At 72.1% G+C, this 19311-nt stretch carries 16 protein-coding genes; 7 read left to right on the top strand and 9 right to left on the bottom strand.

Annotation, left to right across the window (positions count from 1 at the left end):
* Nucleotides 1-15 precede the first annotated feature (15 nt).
* The 3 genes from D3A60_RS02225 to D3A60_RS02215 all read right to left on the bottom strand — a co-directional run bounded on the left by D3A60_RS02225 (nucleotide 16) and on the right by D3A60_RS02215 (nucleotide 5474).
* Nucleotides 16-2148 (bottom strand): S9 family peptidase, encoded by a 2133-nt coding sequence (locus D3A60_RS02225; protein ID WP_119717066.1) that lies wholly within the window; start codon nucleotides 2146-2148, stop codon nucleotides 16-18.
* Between the two features lie 691 nt (nucleotides 2149-2839).
* Nucleotides 2840-5056, bottom strand: coding sequence for a prolyl oligopeptidase family serine peptidase (locus D3A60_RS02220; protein ID WP_119717065.1), 2217 nt, complete (start codon nucleotides 5054-5056; stop codon nucleotides 2840-2842).
* Between the two features lie 73 nt (nucleotides 5057-5129).
* Nucleotides 5130-5474: a hypothetical protein gene (locus D3A60_RS02215; protein ID WP_231120362.1), complete on the bottom strand. Its 345-nt coding sequence runs from the start codon at nucleotides 5472-5474 to the stop codon at nucleotides 5130-5132.
* Between the two features lie 161 nt (nucleotides 5475-5635).
* On the opposite strand from D3A60_RS02215, the gene D3A60_RS02210 reads away from it, so the two are divergent.
* Nucleotides 5636-6220, top strand: a complete 585-nt coding sequence (locus D3A60_RS02210; RefSeq protein ID WP_119717064.1) for a lipocalin family protein — start codon at nucleotides 5636-5638, stop codon at nucleotides 6218-6220.
* A gap of 25 nt (nucleotides 6221-6245) precedes the next feature.
* Here the strand turns inward: D3A60_RS02210 and D3A60_RS02205 are convergent, their stop codons facing one another.
* Nucleotides 6246-7187, bottom strand: a complete 942-nt coding sequence (locus D3A60_RS02205; RefSeq protein ID WP_119717063.1) for a patatin-like phospholipase family protein — start codon at nucleotides 7185-7187, stop codon at nucleotides 6246-6248.
* A complete protein-coding gene (locus D3A60_RS02200; protein ID WP_119717062.1) occupies nucleotides 7187-8155 on the bottom strand; it encodes a helix-turn-helix transcriptional regulator in 969 nt (322 codons plus the stop codon). Before D3A60_RS02200 ends, D3A60_RS02205 begins: the two co-directional genes overlap by 1 nt.
* A gap of 195 nt (nucleotides 8156-8350) precedes the next feature.
* Here D3A60_RS02200 and D3A60_RS02195 point away from each other — a divergent pair, with 195 nt between their 5' ends.
* From D3A60_RS02195 to D3A60_RS02175, 5 genes are all read left to right on the top strand, one after another.
* Nucleotides 8351-11266, top strand: a complete 2916-nt coding sequence (locus D3A60_RS02195; protein ID WP_119717061.1) for a molybdopterin oxidoreductase family protein — start codon at nucleotides 8351-8353, stop codon at nucleotides 11264-11266.
* Complete coding sequence (locus D3A60_RS02190; protein WP_119717060.1) at nucleotides 11263-11505, top strand: hypothetical protein; 243 nt, start codon at nucleotides 11263-11265, stop codon at nucleotides 11503-11505. The genes D3A60_RS02195 and D3A60_RS02190 overlap by 4 nt, the downstream gene beginning before the upstream one ends.
* Nucleotides 11502-12362, top strand: a complete 861-nt coding sequence (locus D3A60_RS02185; RefSeq protein ID WP_119717059.1) for a 4Fe-4S dicluster domain-containing protein — start codon at nucleotides 11502-11504, stop codon at nucleotides 12360-12362. Before D3A60_RS02190 ends, D3A60_RS02185 begins: the two co-directional genes overlap by 4 nt.
* A 67-nt stretch (nucleotides 12363-12429) precedes the next feature.
* Entirely contained in the window at nucleotides 12430-13407 is a 978-nt protein-coding gene (locus D3A60_RS02180) for a dimethyl sulfoxide reductase anchor subunit family protein (protein ID WP_119717058.1), read from the top strand.
* Between the two features lie 68 nt (nucleotides 13408-13475).
* Complete coding sequence (locus D3A60_RS02175) at nucleotides 13476-14132, top strand: DUF481 domain-containing protein (protein WP_119717057.1); 657 nt, start codon at nucleotides 13476-13478, stop codon at nucleotides 14130-14132.
* Nucleotides 14133-14144: 12 nt separating this feature from the next.
* Here D3A60_RS02175 and hemC read toward each other — a convergent pair whose 3' ends face one another.
* From hemC to D3A60_RS02155, 4 genes are all read right to left on the bottom strand, one after another.
* Nucleotides 14145-15062: a hydroxymethylbilane synthase gene (hemC, locus tag D3A60_RS02170; RefSeq protein WP_119717056.1), complete on the bottom strand. Its 918-nt coding sequence runs from the start codon at nucleotides 15060-15062 to the stop codon at nucleotides 14145-14147.
* Nucleotides 15063-15447: 385 nt separating this feature from the next.
* Nucleotides 15448-16173 (bottom strand): LytR/AlgR family response regulator transcription factor, encoded by a 726-nt coding sequence (locus D3A60_RS02165; RefSeq protein WP_119717512.1) that lies wholly within the window; start codon nucleotides 16171-16173, stop codon nucleotides 15448-15450.
* Between the two features lie 8 nt (nucleotides 16174-16181).
* Nucleotides 16182-17264 (bottom strand): sensor histidine kinase, encoded by a 1083-nt coding sequence (locus tag D3A60_RS02160; RefSeq protein ID WP_119717055.1) that lies wholly within the window; start codon nucleotides 17262-17264, stop codon nucleotides 16182-16184.
* A 7-nt stretch (nucleotides 17265-17271) separates the two neighbouring features.
* Nucleotides 17272-17964, bottom strand: a complete 693-nt coding sequence (locus D3A60_RS02155; protein WP_119717054.1) for an alpha/beta hydrolase — start codon at nucleotides 17962-17964, stop codon at nucleotides 17272-17274.
* Nucleotides 17965-18276: 312 nt separating this feature from the next.
* On the opposite strand from D3A60_RS02155, the gene D3A60_RS02150 reads away from it, so the two are divergent.
* The gene (locus D3A60_RS02150; RefSeq protein ID WP_119717053.1) at nucleotides 18277-19305 is read left to right on the top strand and encodes a LacI family DNA-binding transcriptional regulator; all 1029 of its coding nucleotides are present in this window, start codon (nucleotides 18277-18279) and stop codon (nucleotides 19303-19305) included.
* Nucleotides 19306-19311: the final 6 nt, after the last annotated feature.

Below are 19311 nucleotides of genomic sequence, written 5' to 3'. Positions count from 1 at the left end.
GCGGCGAGGCGAGCCCTACTTCGCGGCCGCGACGCCGCCGGCGCCGTCGGCACCGAGGCGGTCGAGCAGGAACGCGTACATCTCCGCCAGCTCGCGGTAGCGGCGGAAGCGGCCCGACTTGCCGCCGTGGCCGGCGTCGAGGTTGGTGCGGAACAGCACCGGCCGGCCCGAGGTGTTCAGGTCGCGCAGGCGGGCGACGTACTTCGCCGGCTCCCAGTACTGCACCTGCGAGTCCCACAGCCCGGTGCCGACGAACATCGCCGGGTACGCCTGCTTCGACAGCTGGTCGTACGGCGAGTACGACAGCATGTAGTCGTAATAGTCCTGCTTCTCCGGGTTGCCCCACTCGTCGTACTCGTTGGTGGTCAGCGGGATCGACGGGTCGAGCATCGTCGTCACCACGTCCACGAACGGCACCTGCGACAGGATCACCGCGTAGCGGTCCGGCGCCATGTTCGAGATCGCGCCCATCAGCAGGCCGCCGGCGCTGCCGCCGTACGCGGCGACGCGGTCCTTCGCCGCGTAGCCCTGCGCGACGAGGAAGTCGGTCACGTCGATGAAGTCGGTGAAGGTGTTCTTCTTGTTGAACAGCTTGCCGCTGTCGTACCACGCGCGGCCCATCTCCTGGCCGCCGCGGATGTGCGCGATCGCGTAGACCACGCCGCGGTCGAGCAGGCTGACCACCGGCAGGTTGAAGTTCGGGTCGGTCGAGCTGCCGTAGCTGCCGTACGCGTACTGCAGCATCGCCGCGCTGCCGTCGCGCTGGTAGCCGTTGCGGTAGACCAGCGACACCGGCACGCGGGTGCCGTCGCGCGCGGTCGCCCAGACCCGCTCGGTCGTGTACTTCGACGGGTCGTAGCCGATCACCGGCTGGCGCTTGAGTTCGCGGCGCTCGCCGGTGCGCACGTTCAACTCGTACGTCGTCACCGGCGTGGTCAGCGACGTGTAGCTGTAGCGCAGCCAGTCGGTGTCCGGCTCGGCGTTGACGTCCAGCCCCATCGAGTACGCCGGCTCGTCGGCCTTGACGTATTCCTCCGCGTCGCCCTTCAGCAGGCGCAGGCGCTCGAGGCCGTCGGAGCGCTCGGCGATCGCGGTGAACCCGTCGAACAGCTCGAAGCCGTCGATGAACACGTCGTCGCGGTGCGCGACCCAGTCGGTCCACTGCGCGCGCGAGGTGGACCCGGTCGGCGCGGTGACCAGCTTGAAGTTCTTTGCGCCGCCAGCATTGGTGCGGATCACCCAGCGGCCGCCGAAGTGGTCGGCGCTGTACTCGACATCGCGCTCGCGCGGGGCCAGCACGGTGAACTCGCGCGGGTCGCTGGCTGGCGCGCAGCGCGCCTCGCTCGACACGGTGCTGTCGACGCCGATGCAGATGAACCGGTCGTCGCGGGTGCGGCCGATGCCCATGTAGAAGCTGTCGTCCTCTTCCTCGTAGACGACCACGTCCTGCGAGGCCGGCGTGCCGAGCACGTGCTTCTTGACCCGCACCGTCAGCAGCGTTTCCGGGTCGTTCTCGACGTAGAACAGCGTCCGGTTGTCGTCGGCCCACACCAGGTTGGCCGACACGCCGGTGATCACGTCATCGAACACCTTGCCGCTGGCGATGTCCTTGATCCGGATCGTGTACTGGCGGCGGCCGACCGCGTCCTCGGCCCAGGCCAGCAGCGCGTTGTCCTGGCTGACTTCCCAGTCGCCGACGCTGAAGTAGTCCTTGCCGGCGGCCATCGCGTTGACGTCGAGCAGCACCTGCTCGGCGGCGTCCATCGTGCCGGCGCGGCGCGCGTAGATCGGGTAGTCCTTGCCGGTCTCGAAGCGCGAGTAGTACCAGTGCCCGCGCTCGCGGTACGGCACCGAGCTGTCGTCCTGCTTGATGCGCCCGACGATCTCGTCGTACAGGCGGTTCTCCAGCGGCTTGAGCCGCTGCATGTAGGCGTCGACGTAGGCGTTCTCGGCCTTCAGGTAGTCGAGCACCTCCGGCTTCTGGCGCTTGTCGTCGCGCAGCCAGTAGTACTCGTCGCTGCGCGTGGCGCCGTGCGGTGCCTTGACCTCGAACGGCTGGCGCGGCGCGTCCGGCGGCGGCGGGAGATCGGCGGCGAGAATCGGGGAAGTGGTCATCAGCAGCGTCGCCAACAGCAGGGTGGGTTTCATGGATGGGGTCCGACGGCGGGTTTGCAACTGGGTTGGATCACGTATCACGTATCACGTATCACGTATCGCGGCGGCTGCCGCCTTTGACTTGAAGCCTTTGACCCACGAACAAGCTGGAACGTGGCCGCCCTCACCAGACCCGGAGGGCACCGCACAGGGATGTGCGGCGTTTTTCGACACGGCAGGGACGCGTGTCGAAAGATCCCGGCGAAAGCAGCTGGTCGCACGGGAGGGGGTTGTCAGGAGAATTGGCGACTTTTTGAGCGTCAGGGAATCCACTCGGACTCTGCACCAGCAAAGAAACGTTACCCGCCGCAACAGCGGCGGAAGTTTTGGATGTTCACCTCTAATGCCAAGAGCAACAGCAACGGCTTTCGCCTGTCGGCGAGTCACTTTTCTTTGCTCGCCCAAAGAAAAGTAACCAAAAGAAACGGCTTCCTCGACAGATCTCCCGTCGCGACGGACAGGCCCCGCCAGGATTTTCCGACTCGCCATCCTGGCTCAGTCGGAAAACGCCGCACATCCATGTGCGGCGCCCTTCGGGTCTGGGGCGATCGCCCCTCGCCCGCGATTCATTCAACAGCGACAGCGACAGCGACAGCGACAGCGACAGGCTCAGTCATCCCCGCATCAAGGGCAGCGGAGCACCGACAGTCACGCACGCCGCGAAGCGCCCGCCGCCTCGGCGCGGCTACTTCGCCGACGCCGCCGCGCCGCCACCGCCCTTGCCGCCCAGTTCGTTCCACAGGAACGTGAACGCCAGCGCGCTCATGTGCGCGGCCTGCGCGTTGTTGGCCGAACCGCCATGGCCGCCTTCGATGTTCTCGTAGTAGCGCACGTCCTTATCCGCCTCGAGCATGCGCGCCATCATCTTGCGCGCGTGGCCCGGGTGGACGCGGTCGTCGCGGGTCGAGGTCATGAAAATCGTCGCCGGGTAGTCTCGCTTCGGGTCGAACAGGTGATACGGCGAGAACGTGCGGATGAACTCCCAGTCGGCCGTGTCCGGATTGCCGTACTCGGCCATCCACGACGCGCCGGCCAGCAGCTTGTGGTAGCGCTGCATGTCGAGCAGCGGCACCTGCACGACGATCGCGCCGAACAGCTCCGGGTACTGGGTCAGCATGTTGCCGGTCAGCAGGCCGCCGTTGCTGCCGCCCTGCGCGCCGAGGTGCTGCGGCGAGGTGACCTTGCGCGCGACGAGGTCGCGGGCGACCGCGGCGAAGTCCTCGTAGGCCTTGTAGCGGTTGGCCTTCAGCGCGGCCTGGTGCCAGCGCGGGCCGTACTCGCCGCCGCCGCGGATGTTGGCAACCGCGTACACGCCGCCCTTCTCGAGCCAGCCCTTGCCGACCGCGCCCGAATAGCGCGGAAGCTCCGAGACCTCGAAGCCGCCGTAGCCGTACAGCAGCGTCGGCGCGGTGCCGTCGAACGCGAGGTCCTTCGGCCGCACCATGAAGTACGGGACGCGGGTGCCGTCGGCGCTGGTGGCGAAGTGCTGCTCGATCGCGTGGCGCGAGGCGTCGAAGAACGCCGGGTTGGACTTCAGCACTTCCGGCGCCTGGCCGAGCGTGGCCAGCGCCAGCGTGCTCGGGGTCAGGTAGTCAGCGGCACTGAGCCACACCGCGTCGCTGTCGTCGGCGTCGACCGCCGACACCGTCAGCGTGCCGAACGCCGGCGCACCGGTGAACGGTTCGCTCGCCCACGCGCCGTCGCCGGGCGTCAGCACCGAGAGCCGGTTCTTGACGTCCTCGAGCACGTTCAGCACGAGCTTGTTCTTCGTCCACGTGAAGCTCGACAGCGAGGCGCGCTCGGTCGGCGTGAACAGCGCGGTGAACACACGCTTGCCGGCCATGAAGTCGTCGAACTTCGTCGCCAGCAGGCTGCCGGCCGGGTAGGTCGTGCCGCCGGCGGCGTACGGCTCGCGCAGCTCGAGCATCAGCCACTGCTTGTGCACGACCTTGTTGGCCGAGTTCGGCGCGTCGACCTTCGTCAGGCCGGCGGGCGTGCGCAGGTACAGCTCGTCGTTGTAGAACGCGATCGTGCGGCTGACGAAGTCGCGCTCGAAGCCACGGGTGTCGTCGCGGTACGCGGCGATGTACATGTCCTCGCCGGTGCCTTCGTACACCGCGGTGGCGTCGGCCATCGGCGTGCCGCGCGTCCACTGCTTGACCACGCGCGGGTAGCCCGAGCTGGTCAGCGTGGTGTTGCCCTTCGCGTCCTTGCCGAAGTCGGTGTAGACGTAAACGGTGTCGCGGTCGATCCAGCCCAGCGCGCCCTTGGCCTCGGCGCGGTAGAAGCCGTCCTTGACCCAGGTCTTCGTGGCCAGGTCGAACTCGCGGGTCACATCGGCGTCGGCGCCGCCGCGCGACAGCGCGACCAGACAGCGCTCGACCGGGGCCTTCGGGTCGACCGGCTTCAGGCAGTTCGCGCCGTGCCAGACCCAGTTCTCGTTCTCGGCCTTGTTCAGCGCGTCGAGGTCGATGACCGTTTCCCACGTGGGCTTGGCCTTGCGGTACTCCTCGAGCGTCGTGCGGCGCCACAGGCCGCGCTCGTGGGTCTTGTCGCGCCAGAAGTTGTAGTAGTGGTCGCCGATCTTCTCGACCGCCGGGATCTTGGCGTCCGAATCGAGGATCGCGCGGATGTCCGCCTCCAGCCGCTTGAACTCGGGCTTGGCGGCAAGCTCGGCCTCGGTCACGGCGTTGCGCTCGCGCACCCACGACAGGGCCTTTTCGCCACCGACATCCTCGAGCCACAGGTACGGGTCGTTGGCGGTGTTCACCTGCGGGGCCTCCGGGCGGTTGGTCTGGGCGTTGGCGGGTCCGACGGCCGCCACGGCCAGGCCGGCGCTGACGATCAGGCTCTGGCAGGCCTGCGACAGCAGGGTTCCGGGGGCACGACTCGCAACGGGCATGGTCACTCCAGCGGCTGTGGGACAGGGCCCGGCACGCTAGCACAGGGCCCGCGCCGCGCTGGAATGCCCGAAGTCACCCCAGCTCGCGGCCCGCGGCCCCGCCCGACGGACGCGCGCCCGCGCGGCTGCGGCGCCGCGCCTGTTCAGCGCTGCGCCGGCGCGGGCGCACGGTCGGCGCGGCGGCGACCGGCGGCGCAGCCCGGCGCGGCAGCGCGAATCCGTGCAGCGCCCACCACGCCAGCAGCGGCATCGCCACCAGCCACAGCGGCAGCCACCCGATCGCCGCGTGCACCCCGCGCGCGGACGGGACCAGCAGCACGATCACCGTGCCCGCCGCGACGGCGTGGCGCACCGCCGCGTCGAGCAGCGGGTGGACGGGGCGGTCGGTCGGGGTCTTGGCGGTCATGGCGGCTTTCATGGCGGCGCTCCGGGCGGGATGGAGGCACCATCGCCGCCGGCCATCTCACCGGCTGCGACCGCCGTTGACGCGCTGTTCGCCGGACGTCGGCGACGGTGGCGCCTCCCGAACGGGCCGGGCGGCGTAGCTACCCGGTACCCACCGACGTCACGGAGCTGCCGATGCCGCGTTCCCGCCCCCTCCTGCTCGCCACCGTCGCCGGCCTGGCGCTGGTGCTGCTGTCGGCCTGCCGCTCGACCCCCCCGGTCGCCGGCGCCGCCCCGATCGACCTGCAGCGCTTCATGGGCCCGTGGCACGTGATCGCGCGCGTGCCGTACTTCGCCGAGAACGGCGACGTCGCCAGCCGCGACGAGTACACCCTGACGGGGCCGGGAAAGATCGGCGTGCGCTACGTCTACCGCGAAGGCTTCGGCGAGCCGGAGAAGCAGTTCGAATCGCGCGCGACGGTCAAGCCCGACTCCGGGGACCGCGACTGGACCACGTGGTTCTTCGGCGTGATCCCGACCAAGTTCCGCATCCTCGAGGTCGCCCCGGACTACTCGTGGGCGCTGATCGGTTACCCCGGCCGCGACCTGGCATGGGTGTTCGCGCGCCAGCCGCAGATCGACGAAGCGCTGTACCAGGACCTGCTGCGGCGCATGGCCGGCCACGGCGTCGACACCGCCAAGCTGGTGCGCGTGCCGCAGGTGCCCGAGCAGGAAGGCCAGCCCGGCTACGCCGAGGCCGAAAAGCCGCGCGCCCGCTGAGCGGCGCGCACGCCGCCGTCGTCGCTCAGTAGCCGGCTTCGTCGAGCACGCGGTCAGCCTCGCGCCGGCCGATCTCGGCCAGCTCGCGGCCGCGCCAGAACTCGTAGAACTGGCAGGCATCGCGCGGAATCCGGATCACCAGCTCCGGCGGGTCCAGCGCCAGCTGCACGCGCGCGATCTGCGCCTGCATGGTGTCGAGCGAGCGCGCCATCAGCTCGGTGAAGCCGAGCTCGCCGAGGCCGTTGGCCCCCGCCGCCGGCGGCGCGGCGGCCTTGTCCATGCGCCGGCCGAACCACGCCGCGAAGCGCGCCTCGGCGCCCGCGACAAGCCGGTCGGGCGTCGACTCCACCGGCTCGACCGCCTCGGCCGGCTTGCCCGGCGGCCGCGTCGGCCAGCCGTGCATGTCGACCGCGATCAGCCGGTGCGCGTCGGACAGCCGCGTCGCGGCGATCGGCAGCGGCGCCAGCAGCCCGCCGTCGACGAGGTCGCGGCCGTGCACGCGGTGCGGGGTGAACACGCCCGGGATCGCGAACGACGCGCGCACCGCGTCCCACAGGTCGCCCTCGCGCAGCCACACCTCGCGCTGGCGCATCAGGTCGACGGCGACCGCGGTGAACTGGATCGGCAGCTGTTCGATGCGCACGTCGCCGGTCAGGTCGCGCAGCGCGCGGATCAGCCGCTCGCCGCCGAACAGCGCCGAGCGGCCCAGCGCCGGGTCCAGCAGCCGCAGCATCTGCGCGCGGTTGAGGCCGTACAGCCAGTCGCGGTACTCGCCGAGCTTGCCGGCGGCGAACAGCCCGCCGACCAGCGCGCCGCTCGACGAGCCGGCGACCGCGGTCACGTGCAGGTTGCGCGCCTGCAGCGCCTCGATCACGCCGATCTGCGCCAGCCCGCGCGCGCCGCCGGCGCCCAGCACCAGTGCGACGGCTTCGCCGCGCTCGATCTTCGGCGCGTCCGCGGCCGCCATCAGCGGTCGTACTGGCTGAGCGCGAGCGACAGCAGCGAGCGCGCCTGCTCGCGCAGCGACGGCGGCTCGACCACCTCCGCGTCGGCGCCGTAGTGCAGCACGTCCATCAGCAGCTCGCGGCCGGCGCTGTACGGCAGCTTGAGCTCGTAGCGACCGTCGGCGAGGAACCGGCCCTGCTGCTGCGAATGCCAGTGCTCGTCGGCGACCCAGCGCGCGGCCTTGGCGCTGAACACGATCGTCGCCCAGCCCTTCGGCGTGCCGGAGAAGATGCCGTAGCTCGACGCCAGGTGCCGGTCGAGCTCCTCGTCGGGCAGATCGCGCGCGGTCTCGTCGAGCATCCGCGCGGCGGTCATGCGGTCGACCGAAAAGCTGCGCAGCCCCTCGCGGTCGAGGTCCCAGGCGTCGAGGTACCAGTTGTCGCGGTAGTGGGTCAGCCGCTGCGGCGCGACGTTGCGGCGGGTGTGCTCGTCCGTCGAGCGCGCGCGGTAGTCGAACGCCAGCCGCTTGCGGTCGAGCACCGCGGTGGCGACGGTGCGGAACACGCTTTCGTCGAGCTTGCGGGTGCGGTGCGGCACCACGCGCACGCGCTCGACCGGTAGCCGGCGGCCGCCAGCGTGCTCGTCGAGCAGCTTCTCGATGCGCTGCTGCAGCGGCGCGAGCGCGTTCGACAGCACCCCGCCGCCGCTGCGCATCAGCAGCTGCTGCGCGGCCAGCAGCGAGTGCAGCTCCTCCGAACTCAGCCACAGGCCCGGCAGCTCGAAGCGGTCGCCCTCGCTGGTGTCGTAGCGGAACCCGGCCTCGCCGTTGCCGACCACCGGCGCCATCAGGTAGTCGCGCAGGTACGCCAGGTCGCGGTAGACCGTCGCGCGCGAGCACTCCAGGTCCTCCTGCAGGCGCTGCACGGTGACCGGGTAGCGCGCCGCGGTCAGGATGCGGTGCAGGGCGTGGATGCGTTCGATGCGTTCCATGGCGGGGCCGGTGTCAGGGCGGGGGTTCCTCCCGCAAGCATCGCACCGCGCGACGCGCGGCCGCCACTGCTGCGCGGTCGCCGCGCTGCGGCCGATGGCGGAAAGCCCGCGCCGGCGGGCGCTCGCGCGCATGTGCTCACGCCAACTTCGCGCGGGCGTTCGCCGGCGGGCGACGGCGCGGGGCACAATGGCGCGATGCGCACGCCGACACCGCCGGTCCCGCGGGCCCCGAAGGAGCCCGTCATCGACACCTCGCCCTCGCCCGGCGACGAGGTCAAGACCACGACCTGCTACATGTGCGCGTGCCGCTGCGGCATCAAGGTGTGGCTGCAGGACGGACGCATCAGATACATCCAGGGCAACCCCGAACACCCGGTCAACCAGGGCGTGCTGTGCGCGAAGGGCTCGGCCGGGATCATGCAGCACTACTCGCCGGCGCGGCTCGACAAGCCGCTGCTGCGCGTCGGCGAGCGCGGCAGCGGCGAGTTCCGCGAGATCGAATGGGACGAGGCGCTGGCGCTGGCGACGTCGTGGCTGGCGCCGATCCGCGAGCGCAACCCTGACGAACTGGCGTTCTTCACCGGGCGAGACCAGTCGCAGGCGCTGACAGGCTGGTGGGCGCAGCAGTTCGGCACCGTCAACTACGCCGCGCACGGCGGGTTCTGCTCGGTGAACATGGCCGCCGGCGGGCTGTACACGCTCGGCGGCAGCTTCTGGGAGTTCGGCGAGCCCGACTGGGAGCACGCGCGCGTGCTGATGCTGTGGGGCGTGGCCGAAGACCACGACTCCAACCCGATCAAGCTGGGCCTCGGCAAGCTCAAGGCGCGCGGCGCGAAGATCATCGCGGTCAACCCGGTGCGCAGCGGCTACGGCGCGATCGCCGACGAGTGGATCGGCATCCGCCCCGGCACCGACGGGCTGTTCGCGTTCGCGCTGATCCACGAGCTGCTCAAGGCCGACCGCATCGACCTCGACTACCTGGTGCGCTACACCAACGCGCACTGGCTGGTGATCCGCAACCCCGGCGGCGCCGACGACGGGCTGTTCGCGCGCGACGCCGACGGCCAGCCGCTGTGCTTCGACCGCAGCACAAATGCGCCGGCGAACGCGAACGCGATCGGCACCGCGCCGGCGGTGGTCGGCGAGGTCACGCTGGCCGACGGCCGGGTCGCGGTGCCGTCGTTCCAGCTGGTCGCCGAACGCTACCTCGACCCGGCGTTCGCGCCCGACGCGGTCAGCGCGCGCTGCGGCGTTCCCGCCGACACGATCCGCCGGATCGCGCGCGAGCTCGCGCAGGCGGCGTTCGACGAGGCGATCGAGCTGCCGATCGCATGGACCGACGCGTGGGGCCGCGAGCACGCGACGATGACCGGCCGCCCGGTTGCGATGCACGCGATGCGCGGCATCAGCGCGCACAGCAACGGCTTCCACACCTGTCGCGCGCTGCACCTGCTGCAGCTGCTGCTCGGCGCGGTCGACACGCCCGGCTCGTTCCGCTACCAGCCGCCGTTCCCGAAGCCGATCCCGCCGCCGAACCGCCCGGGCAGGCAGCGCCAGGCCAACGGCGTGCTCGACGCCGCGCCGCTGGGCTTCGTGCACGGCCCGGAGGACCTGCTGGTCGACGCCGACGGCCAGCCGCGCCGCATCGACCACGCGTTCTCGTGGGCCTACCCGCTCAGCGCGCACGGGATGATGCACACGGTGATCCGCAACGCGTGGGCCGGCGACCCGTACAAGATCGACACGCTGATGATGTTCATGGCCAACATGAGCTGGAACTCGGCGATGAACACGCGCGAGACGATCGGCTGGCTGACCGACAAGGACGCGTCGGGCGAGTACCGGATCCCGCGGATCATCTACGCCGACGCGTATTCATCGGAGATGGTCGCCTACGCCGACCTGGTGCTGCCGGACACCACCTACCTCGAGCGCTTCGACGCGATCAGCCTGCTCGACCGGCCGATCTCCGACGCCGACGGCGCCAGCGACGCGATCCGCCACCCGGTGCTCGATCCGGCGACGCAGTCACCCGCGTCGGGTGAGAGGCCGCGCGACGTGCGCGGCTTCCAGTCGGTGCTGATCGACCTGGGCGCGCGGCTGGGCCTGCCCGGGCTGGTCAACGAGGACGGCTCGGCGCGCTACCGCGACTACGCCGACTACATCACCCGCCACGAGCGCGCCCCCGGCGTCGGCCTGCTGGCCGGCTGGCGCGGCGCGAACGGCGAGCACGAGGCCAAGGGCGAGCCGAACCCCGACCAGCTGCAGCGCTACATCGACCACGGCGGCTTCTGGCGCAGCGAGCTTCCGCACGACGCGCGCTATTACAAGATGGCCAACCGCGGCTACCTCGACTGGGCGCAGAAGATGGGATTCCTCGGCCACGCCGAGCCGACCGTGCTGCAGCTGTACTCCGAGACGCTGCAGAAGTTCCGGCTCGCCGCGCAGGGATTCGGCCCGCACGTGCCGCCGGCCGCGCACCGCGAGCGCGTGGCGACGTACTTCGATCCGCTGCCGATCTGGTACGAGCCGTTCGAGGGCGCCCAGATCGACAACCTCGACGCCCGGTTCCCGCTCAGCGCGGTGACCCAGCGGCCGATGTTCATGTACCACGCGTGGGGCTCGCAGAACGCGTGGCTGCGGCAGATCGCCGCGCGCAACTACCTGTACCTGCACCCCGACACCGCGAAGCGTCACGGCATCGCCGACGAAGACTGGGTCACCGTGACCTCGCACCACGGCCAGGTCACCGTGCAGGCGAAGTTCGCCGCCAACACGCAGCCGGACACGGTGTGGACCTGGAACGCGATTGGCAAGCGCAAGGGCGCGTGGAAGTTGGCGAAGGACGCGCCCGAAGGCCGGCAGGGCTTCCTGCTGAACCACCTGATTTCCGACGTGACGCCGAGCGGCGCGTACGCCAACGCCGACCCGGTCACCGGCCAGGCCGCCTGGTTCGACCTGCGCGTGCGGATCGAGCGCGCGGACGTCGCCGCGTCGTCGGCCACGCAGAGCGCGCCGCAGTTCGCCCCGGTGGCCGCCGGCGACGCCGACCCCCGACCGCTGCGCTACGGTGCGGACCTGCGCGCCGCGCGCGAGAAGGCGACCCGATGACCCCGTCCCCGCTGCACTCCCGCGCGCGCACCGCGCGCCTCGTCGCCGGCGTCGCGCTGGTGCTGCTCGGCTTCGCGCTGGTGGTCGGCCTCGGCGTCGGCGCGATCGAGCCGTTCGGCATGGCGGCATCGGATGCGGCGTCGATCGGCGCGCTGCTCGCCGGGTTCGCGCCGACGGTGCTGCTGGCGTTCGGCGTGTTCCTGGTGGGGGTGTGGCTGGTCAAGGGGGCGCGTCGATGACCGCGCTGCCGCCGCCGTCGACGAAGAAGCTCGGGCTGGTCATCGACCTCGACACCTGTGTCGGCTGCCACGCCTGCGCGGTCAGCTGCAAGGAGTGGAACGCCGGCGGCATCGCCGGGCCGCTGACCGACGAGCAGCCGTACGGCAAGGACCCGTCGGGCGTGTGGTTCAACCGCGTGCACAGCTACGAGGTCGCCGGCACCGACTACGCGACGCCGGCGTTCGACCCCGGCGCGCACGACGCGCTCGGCCTCGGCGGCGCGGCGCCGGCGACCGCGTGCAGCACGGCCGGCAGCCTCGCGCAGGAAGCCGCGCAGCCGGCAATGACCCTGCACTTCCCGCGCTCGTGCCTGCACTGCGAGCAGCCGGCGTGCGTGACCGTGTGCCCGACCGGCGCCAGCTACAAGCGCGCCGAGGACGGCATCGTGCTGGTCGACGAGTCCAAGTGCATCGGCTGCAAGCTGTGCTCGTGGGCGTGCCCGTACGGCGCGCGCGAGTACAGCGCGGTCGAGGGCGTGATGAAGAAATGCACGCTGTGCGTCGACCGGATCTACAACGAGCACCTGACCGAAGCCGAGCGCCAGCCGGCGTGCGTGCAGGCGTGCCCGACGCGCGCGCGCCACTTCGGCGACCTCGGCGATCCCGAGTCGAACGTGTCGAAGCTGGTCGCCGAGCGCGGCGGCGTGCCGCTGCTGCCGCAGCTGGGCTACGCGCCGGTCAACCGCTACCTGCCGCCGCGGCCGCGCCGCGCGGGCGGCGCGCCGGTCGCGGCGCCGACGACGGAGCCGGCCGAGGCGCTGGACACCGCCGCGTTGCCGCCGCTGCTTCGCTGGCTCGACCGCGCGCTGTCGCGCTGACGCGCCGCGTTCCCGCCGTTCCGAGCCACCGCCGCACCCACCCCGACGTCGCGAATCCCGGCCCGCCATGCACCCCGCCTTCTCGGTCATCTTCTTCACCACACTGTCCGGCGCCGGCTACGGGCTGATCGCTTGGATCGGCGCGATGCTCGCGTGGGGCCACCTGCAGGGCGCGCGGCTCGGCGGCACCACGCCGCTGGTGTTCGGTGCGCTGCTGGCGTTCGCGCTGGTGCTGGTGACGGTCGGCCTGCTCAGCTCGGTCGGCCACCTCGGCCAGCCGCGGCGTGCATGGCGCGCGTTCTCCCAGTGGCGCACGTCGTGGCTCTCGCGCGAGGGCGTGCTGGCGCTGGCCAGCTACGTGCCGGTGCTGGCGTTCCTGGCACTGGTCGCGCTCGACCTCGACCACCCGACCACGCTGCCGGCGCTGCAGGGGCCGTGGCTGCCGGTACTGGCGATCGCGATGACGGCGCTCGCGCTAGCGACCGTCGCGTGCACGGCGATGATCTACGCGTCGCTGAAGCCGATCCCTGCGTGGCGGCAGGCGCTGGTGGTGCCGGCCTACCTCGCGTTCGCGCTGCTGACCGGCGCCGCGCTGCTGGCGATGCTGCTGGCGCTGGTCGGGCTCGACGCCGCGGCCGTGCCGGGCTACGCGCTGGTGCTCGGCGCCGGCGCGCTGGCGACCGCGCTGGTGAAGCTCGGCTACTGGCGCGCGATCGACCGCACCCCGCTGGCCGTCGACCGCGGCGACGCGGTCGGCCTGTCGGGCCGCGCGGTGTCGGTGTTCGAGCGGCCGCACACCGAGAGCAACTACCTGCTGCGCGAGATGGGCTACGTGGTCGCGCGGCGCCACGCGGGCCGGCTGCGCGCGATCGCGCTGGTGCTGTTCGCGGCGGTGCCGCTGCTGGCCGCCGTGCTGGCGGCGCTGCAGCCGGCGGCGGCGGCGCCGGCGTTCGCCGTGGCGGCGCTGGCGGCGTGGCTGGGCGCGGTGGTCGAGCGCTGGCTGTTCTTCGCCCAGGCCCGGCACCTGGTCACGCTCTACTACTGACGCGCCGGCCCGGCGGGGCGGCCGTGGCATCATAGGCTGCTGATGCCGCTGGCTTTTTTCCCCCGCTGATGCTCGAGGCCGTTGCCCTGGCGCTGCTCGGCGCCCCGTTCATGACCGCGCCCGGACCGCAGTACGGCGGCGATCCGGCGCTGGTCGCGCTCGCCAGCCGCCCGGGCGGGCTGCGCCTGCACTGCTACTCGACCCGCTGCGGCGACGAGGAGTGGCGGCGCGATCCGAGCCTGCCGCCGCTGCCGGCGAAACGCGCCGCCGGCCTGCCGGTCCTGCCCGGCGCCAAGCCGCGCGCGCCGCTGGCCGCCGGCGCGACGGCGCGCACCTCGCGCGCCGGCTACTCGAACCCGTTCCGCGTCGGCGGCCGGGTCGGCGTGCAGGCGGTGCGCGAACCCGACACGCGGCTGGGCGTGCAGGTCGGCGCGGGCTACCGGCTGGCGCCGCTGCACGACGACGGCATCGCCGACACCGGCCCGGTGCTGCGCGGCGAAGTCGACTTCGGCCGCAAGCTCGGCGAGCGCGCGCAGTGGACGCAGCGCGTGCAGGTCGAGGCCGGCCGCGACGGCGACACCTTCATCAAGCAGTCGTTCGGGCTCGAGGTCGAGGTGTGGCCGGCGTGGCTGCTGGAGACCGACTACGTGATCCGCCACGGCAGCCAGATCGACGACAGCAGCCGCCACGCCGAGGGCTGGCTGGGCCTGCGCCGCTGGTTCTGAGCGCGGGGCGGCTTATCCGTCGGCGTTGATCAGCGCGCCGGCGCCCTGCGCCAGCAGCGAGGCGGCGACGTCGCGACCGAGCGCGTCCGGGGCGTCGCTGCCGCCGTGCGCACCGGCGCGCACCGCGCGGCCGTCGTCGGCCGAGCCGACCAGCCCATCCAGTCGCAGCGTGTCGCCGTCCAGCCGCGCCAGCGCGGCGACCGGCACGTGGCAGCTGCCGTGCAGCGCGCGGTTCATCGCGCGCTCGGCCTCGACGCAGGTGCGCGTCGCGGCGTGGTCGAGGGCCGCGCACAGCGCGATCGTCGCGGCCACGTCGTCGCGGCACTCGATCGCGATCGCGCCCTGCGCCGGCGCCGGCAGCCACGACGGGGCGTCGAGGCGCGCGCGGATGCGGTCGTCGAAGCCCAGCCGCTGCAGGCCGGCGCAGGCGAGCACGATCGCGTCGTACTCGCCGGCGTCGAGCTTGGCCAGCCGCGTGTTGACGTTGCCGCGCAGGTCGCGCAGCACCAGGTCCGGCCGCAGCGCGCGCAGCTGCGCCTGCCGACGTAGCGACGACGTGCCGACGACCGCGCCATGCGGCAGCGCGTCGATCCCGTCGTAGCGGTTGCTGACGAACGCGTCGGCGTGGTCGGCGCGGGCGAGGATGGCCGGCAGCACGAAGCCGGGCTCCAGCTCCATCGGCACGTCCTTCAGCGAGTGCACGGCGCAGTCGGCGTCGCCGCGCAGCATCGCGAGCTCGAGCTCCTTCAGGAACAGGCCCTTGCCGCCGATCGCCGACAGCGAGCGGTCCAGCACCTCGTCGCCGCGCGTGCTCATCGGCACCAGCACCACGTCGAGCCCGGGGTGGGCCGCGCGCAGCGCGTCGGCGACGTGTTCGCTCTGCCACAGGGCGAGCGGGCTCTTGCGGGTGGCGATGCGAAGCAGGTTCATGCGCGCATTATCGCCGGTTTGGCTCGCGTCCCCGACCTACGCGTGTCCCCGGAACGACTCGGGCCGCTGCCGTTGATTCGGCTCCGGGCCCCGTAGCGCAGCGGCGGAGGGACCGGATCAGGCCCGCAGGGTGCGCGGCAGGGACGCCGCGCATTTTTCGACAGGACAGGGATGTCCTGTCGAAAAACCCCGGTCCGTCCGCGAACCCGCAGCGAAGCGGAGGGCGCGCAGCCCCGGGGTGCCCTTCTCTTTGGTTACTTTCTCTTGGGCATGCAAGAGAAAGTGACCCGCGCCGACGGCGCGGAAGCCTTCGCAGTTGTAGCCGTCGAAGTAAGCCGCGCTCAGAGCCCCAGCGACGATAAGCGCTTCGCCAGGGCCTGCCCGATCAAAGGTGCTTCAGCGTGTCGCGCAGTCCCGCCACGCAGCGGCGGCTGACCTCGAGCGGGGTCTTGCCGTGGCGCAGCACCGCCTGCACGTGGCCGTCGGGGCTGCGCTTGAGCTCGACGATCTCGTGCCGCGCGACCAGGCAGTTGCGGTGGATACGCACGAAGCGCTCGGCGAATTCCTCCTCGAGCGACTTCAGCGACTCCTCGATCAGGTCCTCGCCGCGCGCGTGGTGGACGACGACGTACTTCTCCTCGGCCTGCAGGTAGTGGACGTCCTCGATCGGGATCAGCCGCAGGCTGCCGCGCAGGCGCGCGCACAGGTGGGTGCGTCGCTGGGTCGGCGCGGCGGGATTGATGCCGCGGCCGGCGGCGAACGTGCGCACGCGGTCGATCGCCGCGGCCAGCCGCTCCGGCCGCACCGGCTTGACCAGGTAGTCGATCGCCTCGGCCTCGAACGCCGACAGCGCGTGCGCGTCGTAGGCGGTGCAGAACACCACCGCCGGGCGCGGCTCGAACGCGGCCAGGTGGCGCGCGGTCTCGAGGCCGTCGATGCCCGGCATCGCGATGTCGAGCAGCACCAGGTCCGGCCGCTGCTCGGCGCACGCGTGCAGCGCCTCGTGCCCGTCGGCCGCTTCGGCGACCACCTCGACGCCGTCGATGTCGGCCAGCAGCGTGCGCAGTCGCTCGCGCGCCAGCGGCTCGTCGTCGGCAACCACCACTTTCATCGCCATCGTCATCGATTCAGCGCCTCCATCCCCGTCGGCACCCGAAGTTCACACAGATAGTAGTGGTCTGCCCAGCCCGCGGTCATCTTCGCCTGCGGGCCGTACGCGTAGCGCAGGCGCTGGCCGATGCTGGTCTGCGCGTGCTGCGCGCCGGGGCTGCCGCCGTCGGCGTGCGGTCCGTCACGTTCGCGCGGAGGCGGCGCGGGGTTGCGCACCGCGACCACGAGCGTGTGCTGGTCCTGCGACAGGTCGATTTCGATCAGCCCGCCGGCCGGCAGCCGCGAGATGCCGTGCAGCACCGCGTTCTCGACCAGAGGCTGCAGCACCAGCCGCGGCATCGGCAGCGTCCACGGCAGCGGTTCGTGCTTGCGCCACTCCACCTGCAGCCGATGGCCCAGGCGCAGCTGCTCGATCGCCAGGTAGCGCTCGGCCAGCTCGACCTCCTCGCGCAGCGTCGAGTTCGGCTCGCCGGCGCCGAGCGCGGCGCGGAACAGGTCGGACAGGTCCAGCACCGCGCGCTCGGCCACGACCGGATCGTGGCGGACCAGCCCGGCGATGGTGTTCATGCTGTTGAACAGGAAGTGCGGCTTGATCCGCGCCTGCAGCGCGTCGGCCTCCGCACGCGCCGCGGCGCGCACCTGCGCCTTCCAGCCGTCATTGACGTACAGGTAGCGCAGCACCACGCCGACGATCAGCATCGTCATCGCCGCCGACCCCCACGCGAAGCGCACGGCGGAGACCTCGCGCGGCACCAGCCCATAGCCGAGGCTGTCGTCGATCACGTACATCATCGCCGCGCCGAGGGCGGCCACCGTGCCGCCGCCGACCAGCGCCAGCGCCGTGCCCAGCGCCGGCGGCAGCCGCGACAGCGAGCGGCGCGAGACGCACAGCAGCACCGACGCGGTCAGCGCCAGCCACAGCGAGAAGCCGCTGGCGGTGACGAAGCGCTCGACGTCCCAGCGCGCCCCGCCGTCCGGCGCGAGCGCCAGCACGACGACCACGAGTTCGGCCATGCCCAGCATCACCGCCAGCCGCGGCAGCCGGCACAGGTCCGGCAGCCAGGGCTCGCGCGCGTCGCCGGCGTCGGCCATCGACGCGTCAGCCGGCCCGGAACCGCGCGCCGAGCCACGCGCGCAGGTCGGCGATCTCCTCCGCGCAGACCTGGTGCGCCATCGGGTACGCGTGCCACTCGACGTCGAAGCCCAGGCGCTGCAGCGCGGCGGCGCTGTGCTGGCCGGCGGCGAACGGCACGACCGGGTCGCCGCTGCCGTGGGCGAAGAACACCGGCTGCGCATGCGCGCGCGCGCCGACCTGCCCGAGCAGCTCCTGCGCCATCGGCAGGTAGGTCGACAGCGCGACCAGGCCGGCCAGTGGCTCGGCGCGCCGCAGGCCGGCGGCGAGCGTGATCGCCCCGCCCTGCGAGAAGCCGGCCAGCACGATCCGCGACGCCGGCACGCCGCGTGCCGCCTCGCGCGCGATCAGCGCCTCGACCTGTTCGACCGATTCGTTGACGCCGTCGGCATCGGCGCGATTGGCCAGGTCGAAGTCGCGGATGTCGTACCACGCGCGCATCCGCACGCCGTTGTTGATCGTCACCGCGCGCACCGGGGCGTGCGGGAACACGAAGCGGATCGCCGGCCAGTCGCGCGCCACCAGCTCGGGCACGATCGGGGCGAAGTCGTGGCCGTCGGCGCCGAGGCCGTGCAGCCACAGCACGGTCCAGCCGGGATGGGGGCCGGTCTCGTGCTCGACGGTGTCGAGGACGGCGGCATCGTTCGCAGTCAGGGTCATGCCCGCATTGTGGCGGCAGCGCTCGCCGCGACGCCACTGCGCGGGCGCGGCGAACGCGGCCGGCTGCGGTCGCGCCGCGCAGATCCGTGACGCATCGCAACAAACCCGGCGCGCTCGCCGATGCGTCGCGCTGCGTCGCGTCGCAGCCGATCGCGACCGGCGCGAGTCGCGCGATCGCGCGCTGCGGCAGGCCGCGGCGCCTGCACGACGGCCATCGGCGATGCGACGCGCGACGCGCCGCCGCCGCGCGCGGATGCCGATCACGGCGCGCGTGGCTACACTCGCGGCCGCTCTGCAGCGATCCTCGACCGCATGCGCAAGAAGTCCAAGGCGACCTCGTTCGACATCGCCCACCTCGCCGGCGTCTCGCAGGCCACCGTTTCGCGCGTGCTGCGCGGCAGCCCGCTGGTCAACGCCGAGACGCGCCGGCGCGTCGAGGCGCTTGCGCGCGAGCTGAACTACAAGGTCGACCGCCACGCCTCCAGCCTGCGCACCCAGCGCGCCGGCACGCTGGCGCTGCTGCTGTTCGAGGACCCGACCAGCGACGAGTCGCACATCAACCCGTTCTTCCTGTCGATGCTCGGCTCGATCACGCGCGCATGCGCGAAGCAGGGCCAGGACCTGCTGGTGTCGTTCCAGCAGCTGTCGGACGACTGGCACGCCGACTACGAGGACAGCATGAAGGCCGACGGGCTGATCCTGCTCGGCTACGGCGACTACCTGGCCTACCGCGACAAGCTCGACCAGCTGGTCGCCAACGGCACCCACTTCGTCCGCTGGGGCGCGGTACTGCCCGACCAGCCGGGCCTGTCGATCGGCTGCGACAACTTCACCGGCGGCCGCCACGTCGGCGAGCACCTGCTCGAGCGCGGGCGCACGCGCGTGGCCTTCCTCGGCGAGGCGTCGAACCGCTTCCCGGAGTTCTTCGCGCGCTACCGCGGCTGCGAGGCCGCGCTGGCCGACGCCGGCGTGGCGATGGACGCCGCGCTGCAGGTCGACGCCGAAAGCTCCGAGCAGGACGGGCACGCCGCCGCGACCGAGCTGCTGCGCCGCGGCGTCGCGTTCGACGCGGTGTTCGCCGCCAGCGACCTGATCGCGATCGGCGCGATGTGCGCGCTGGCCGAGCACGGCCGGCGCGTGCCTGAAGACGTGGCGGTAGTCGGCTTCGACGACATCCCGATGGCGGCGTTCGCCAACCCGCCGCTGAGCACGGTGTTCCAGGACACCACCCGCGCCGGCGAGCTGCTGGTCGACACGCTGATGAAGCTGGTCCGCGACGAGCCGGCCGAGAGCACCCTGCTGCCGGCCGAGCTGGTCGTGCGCCGCTCCAGCGGCGGCTGATCCGCG

The organism is Cognatilysobacter tabacisoli, from assembly GCF_003586305.1.
GTDB classification, from domain to species: domain Bacteria; phylum Pseudomonadota; class Gammaproteobacteria; order Xanthomonadales; family Xanthomonadaceae; genus Cognatilysobacter_A; species Cognatilysobacter_A tabacisoli.
Note: the sequence above shows the minus strand (reverse complement) of the source record. Positions and strands in the feature narration are given on the sequence as shown.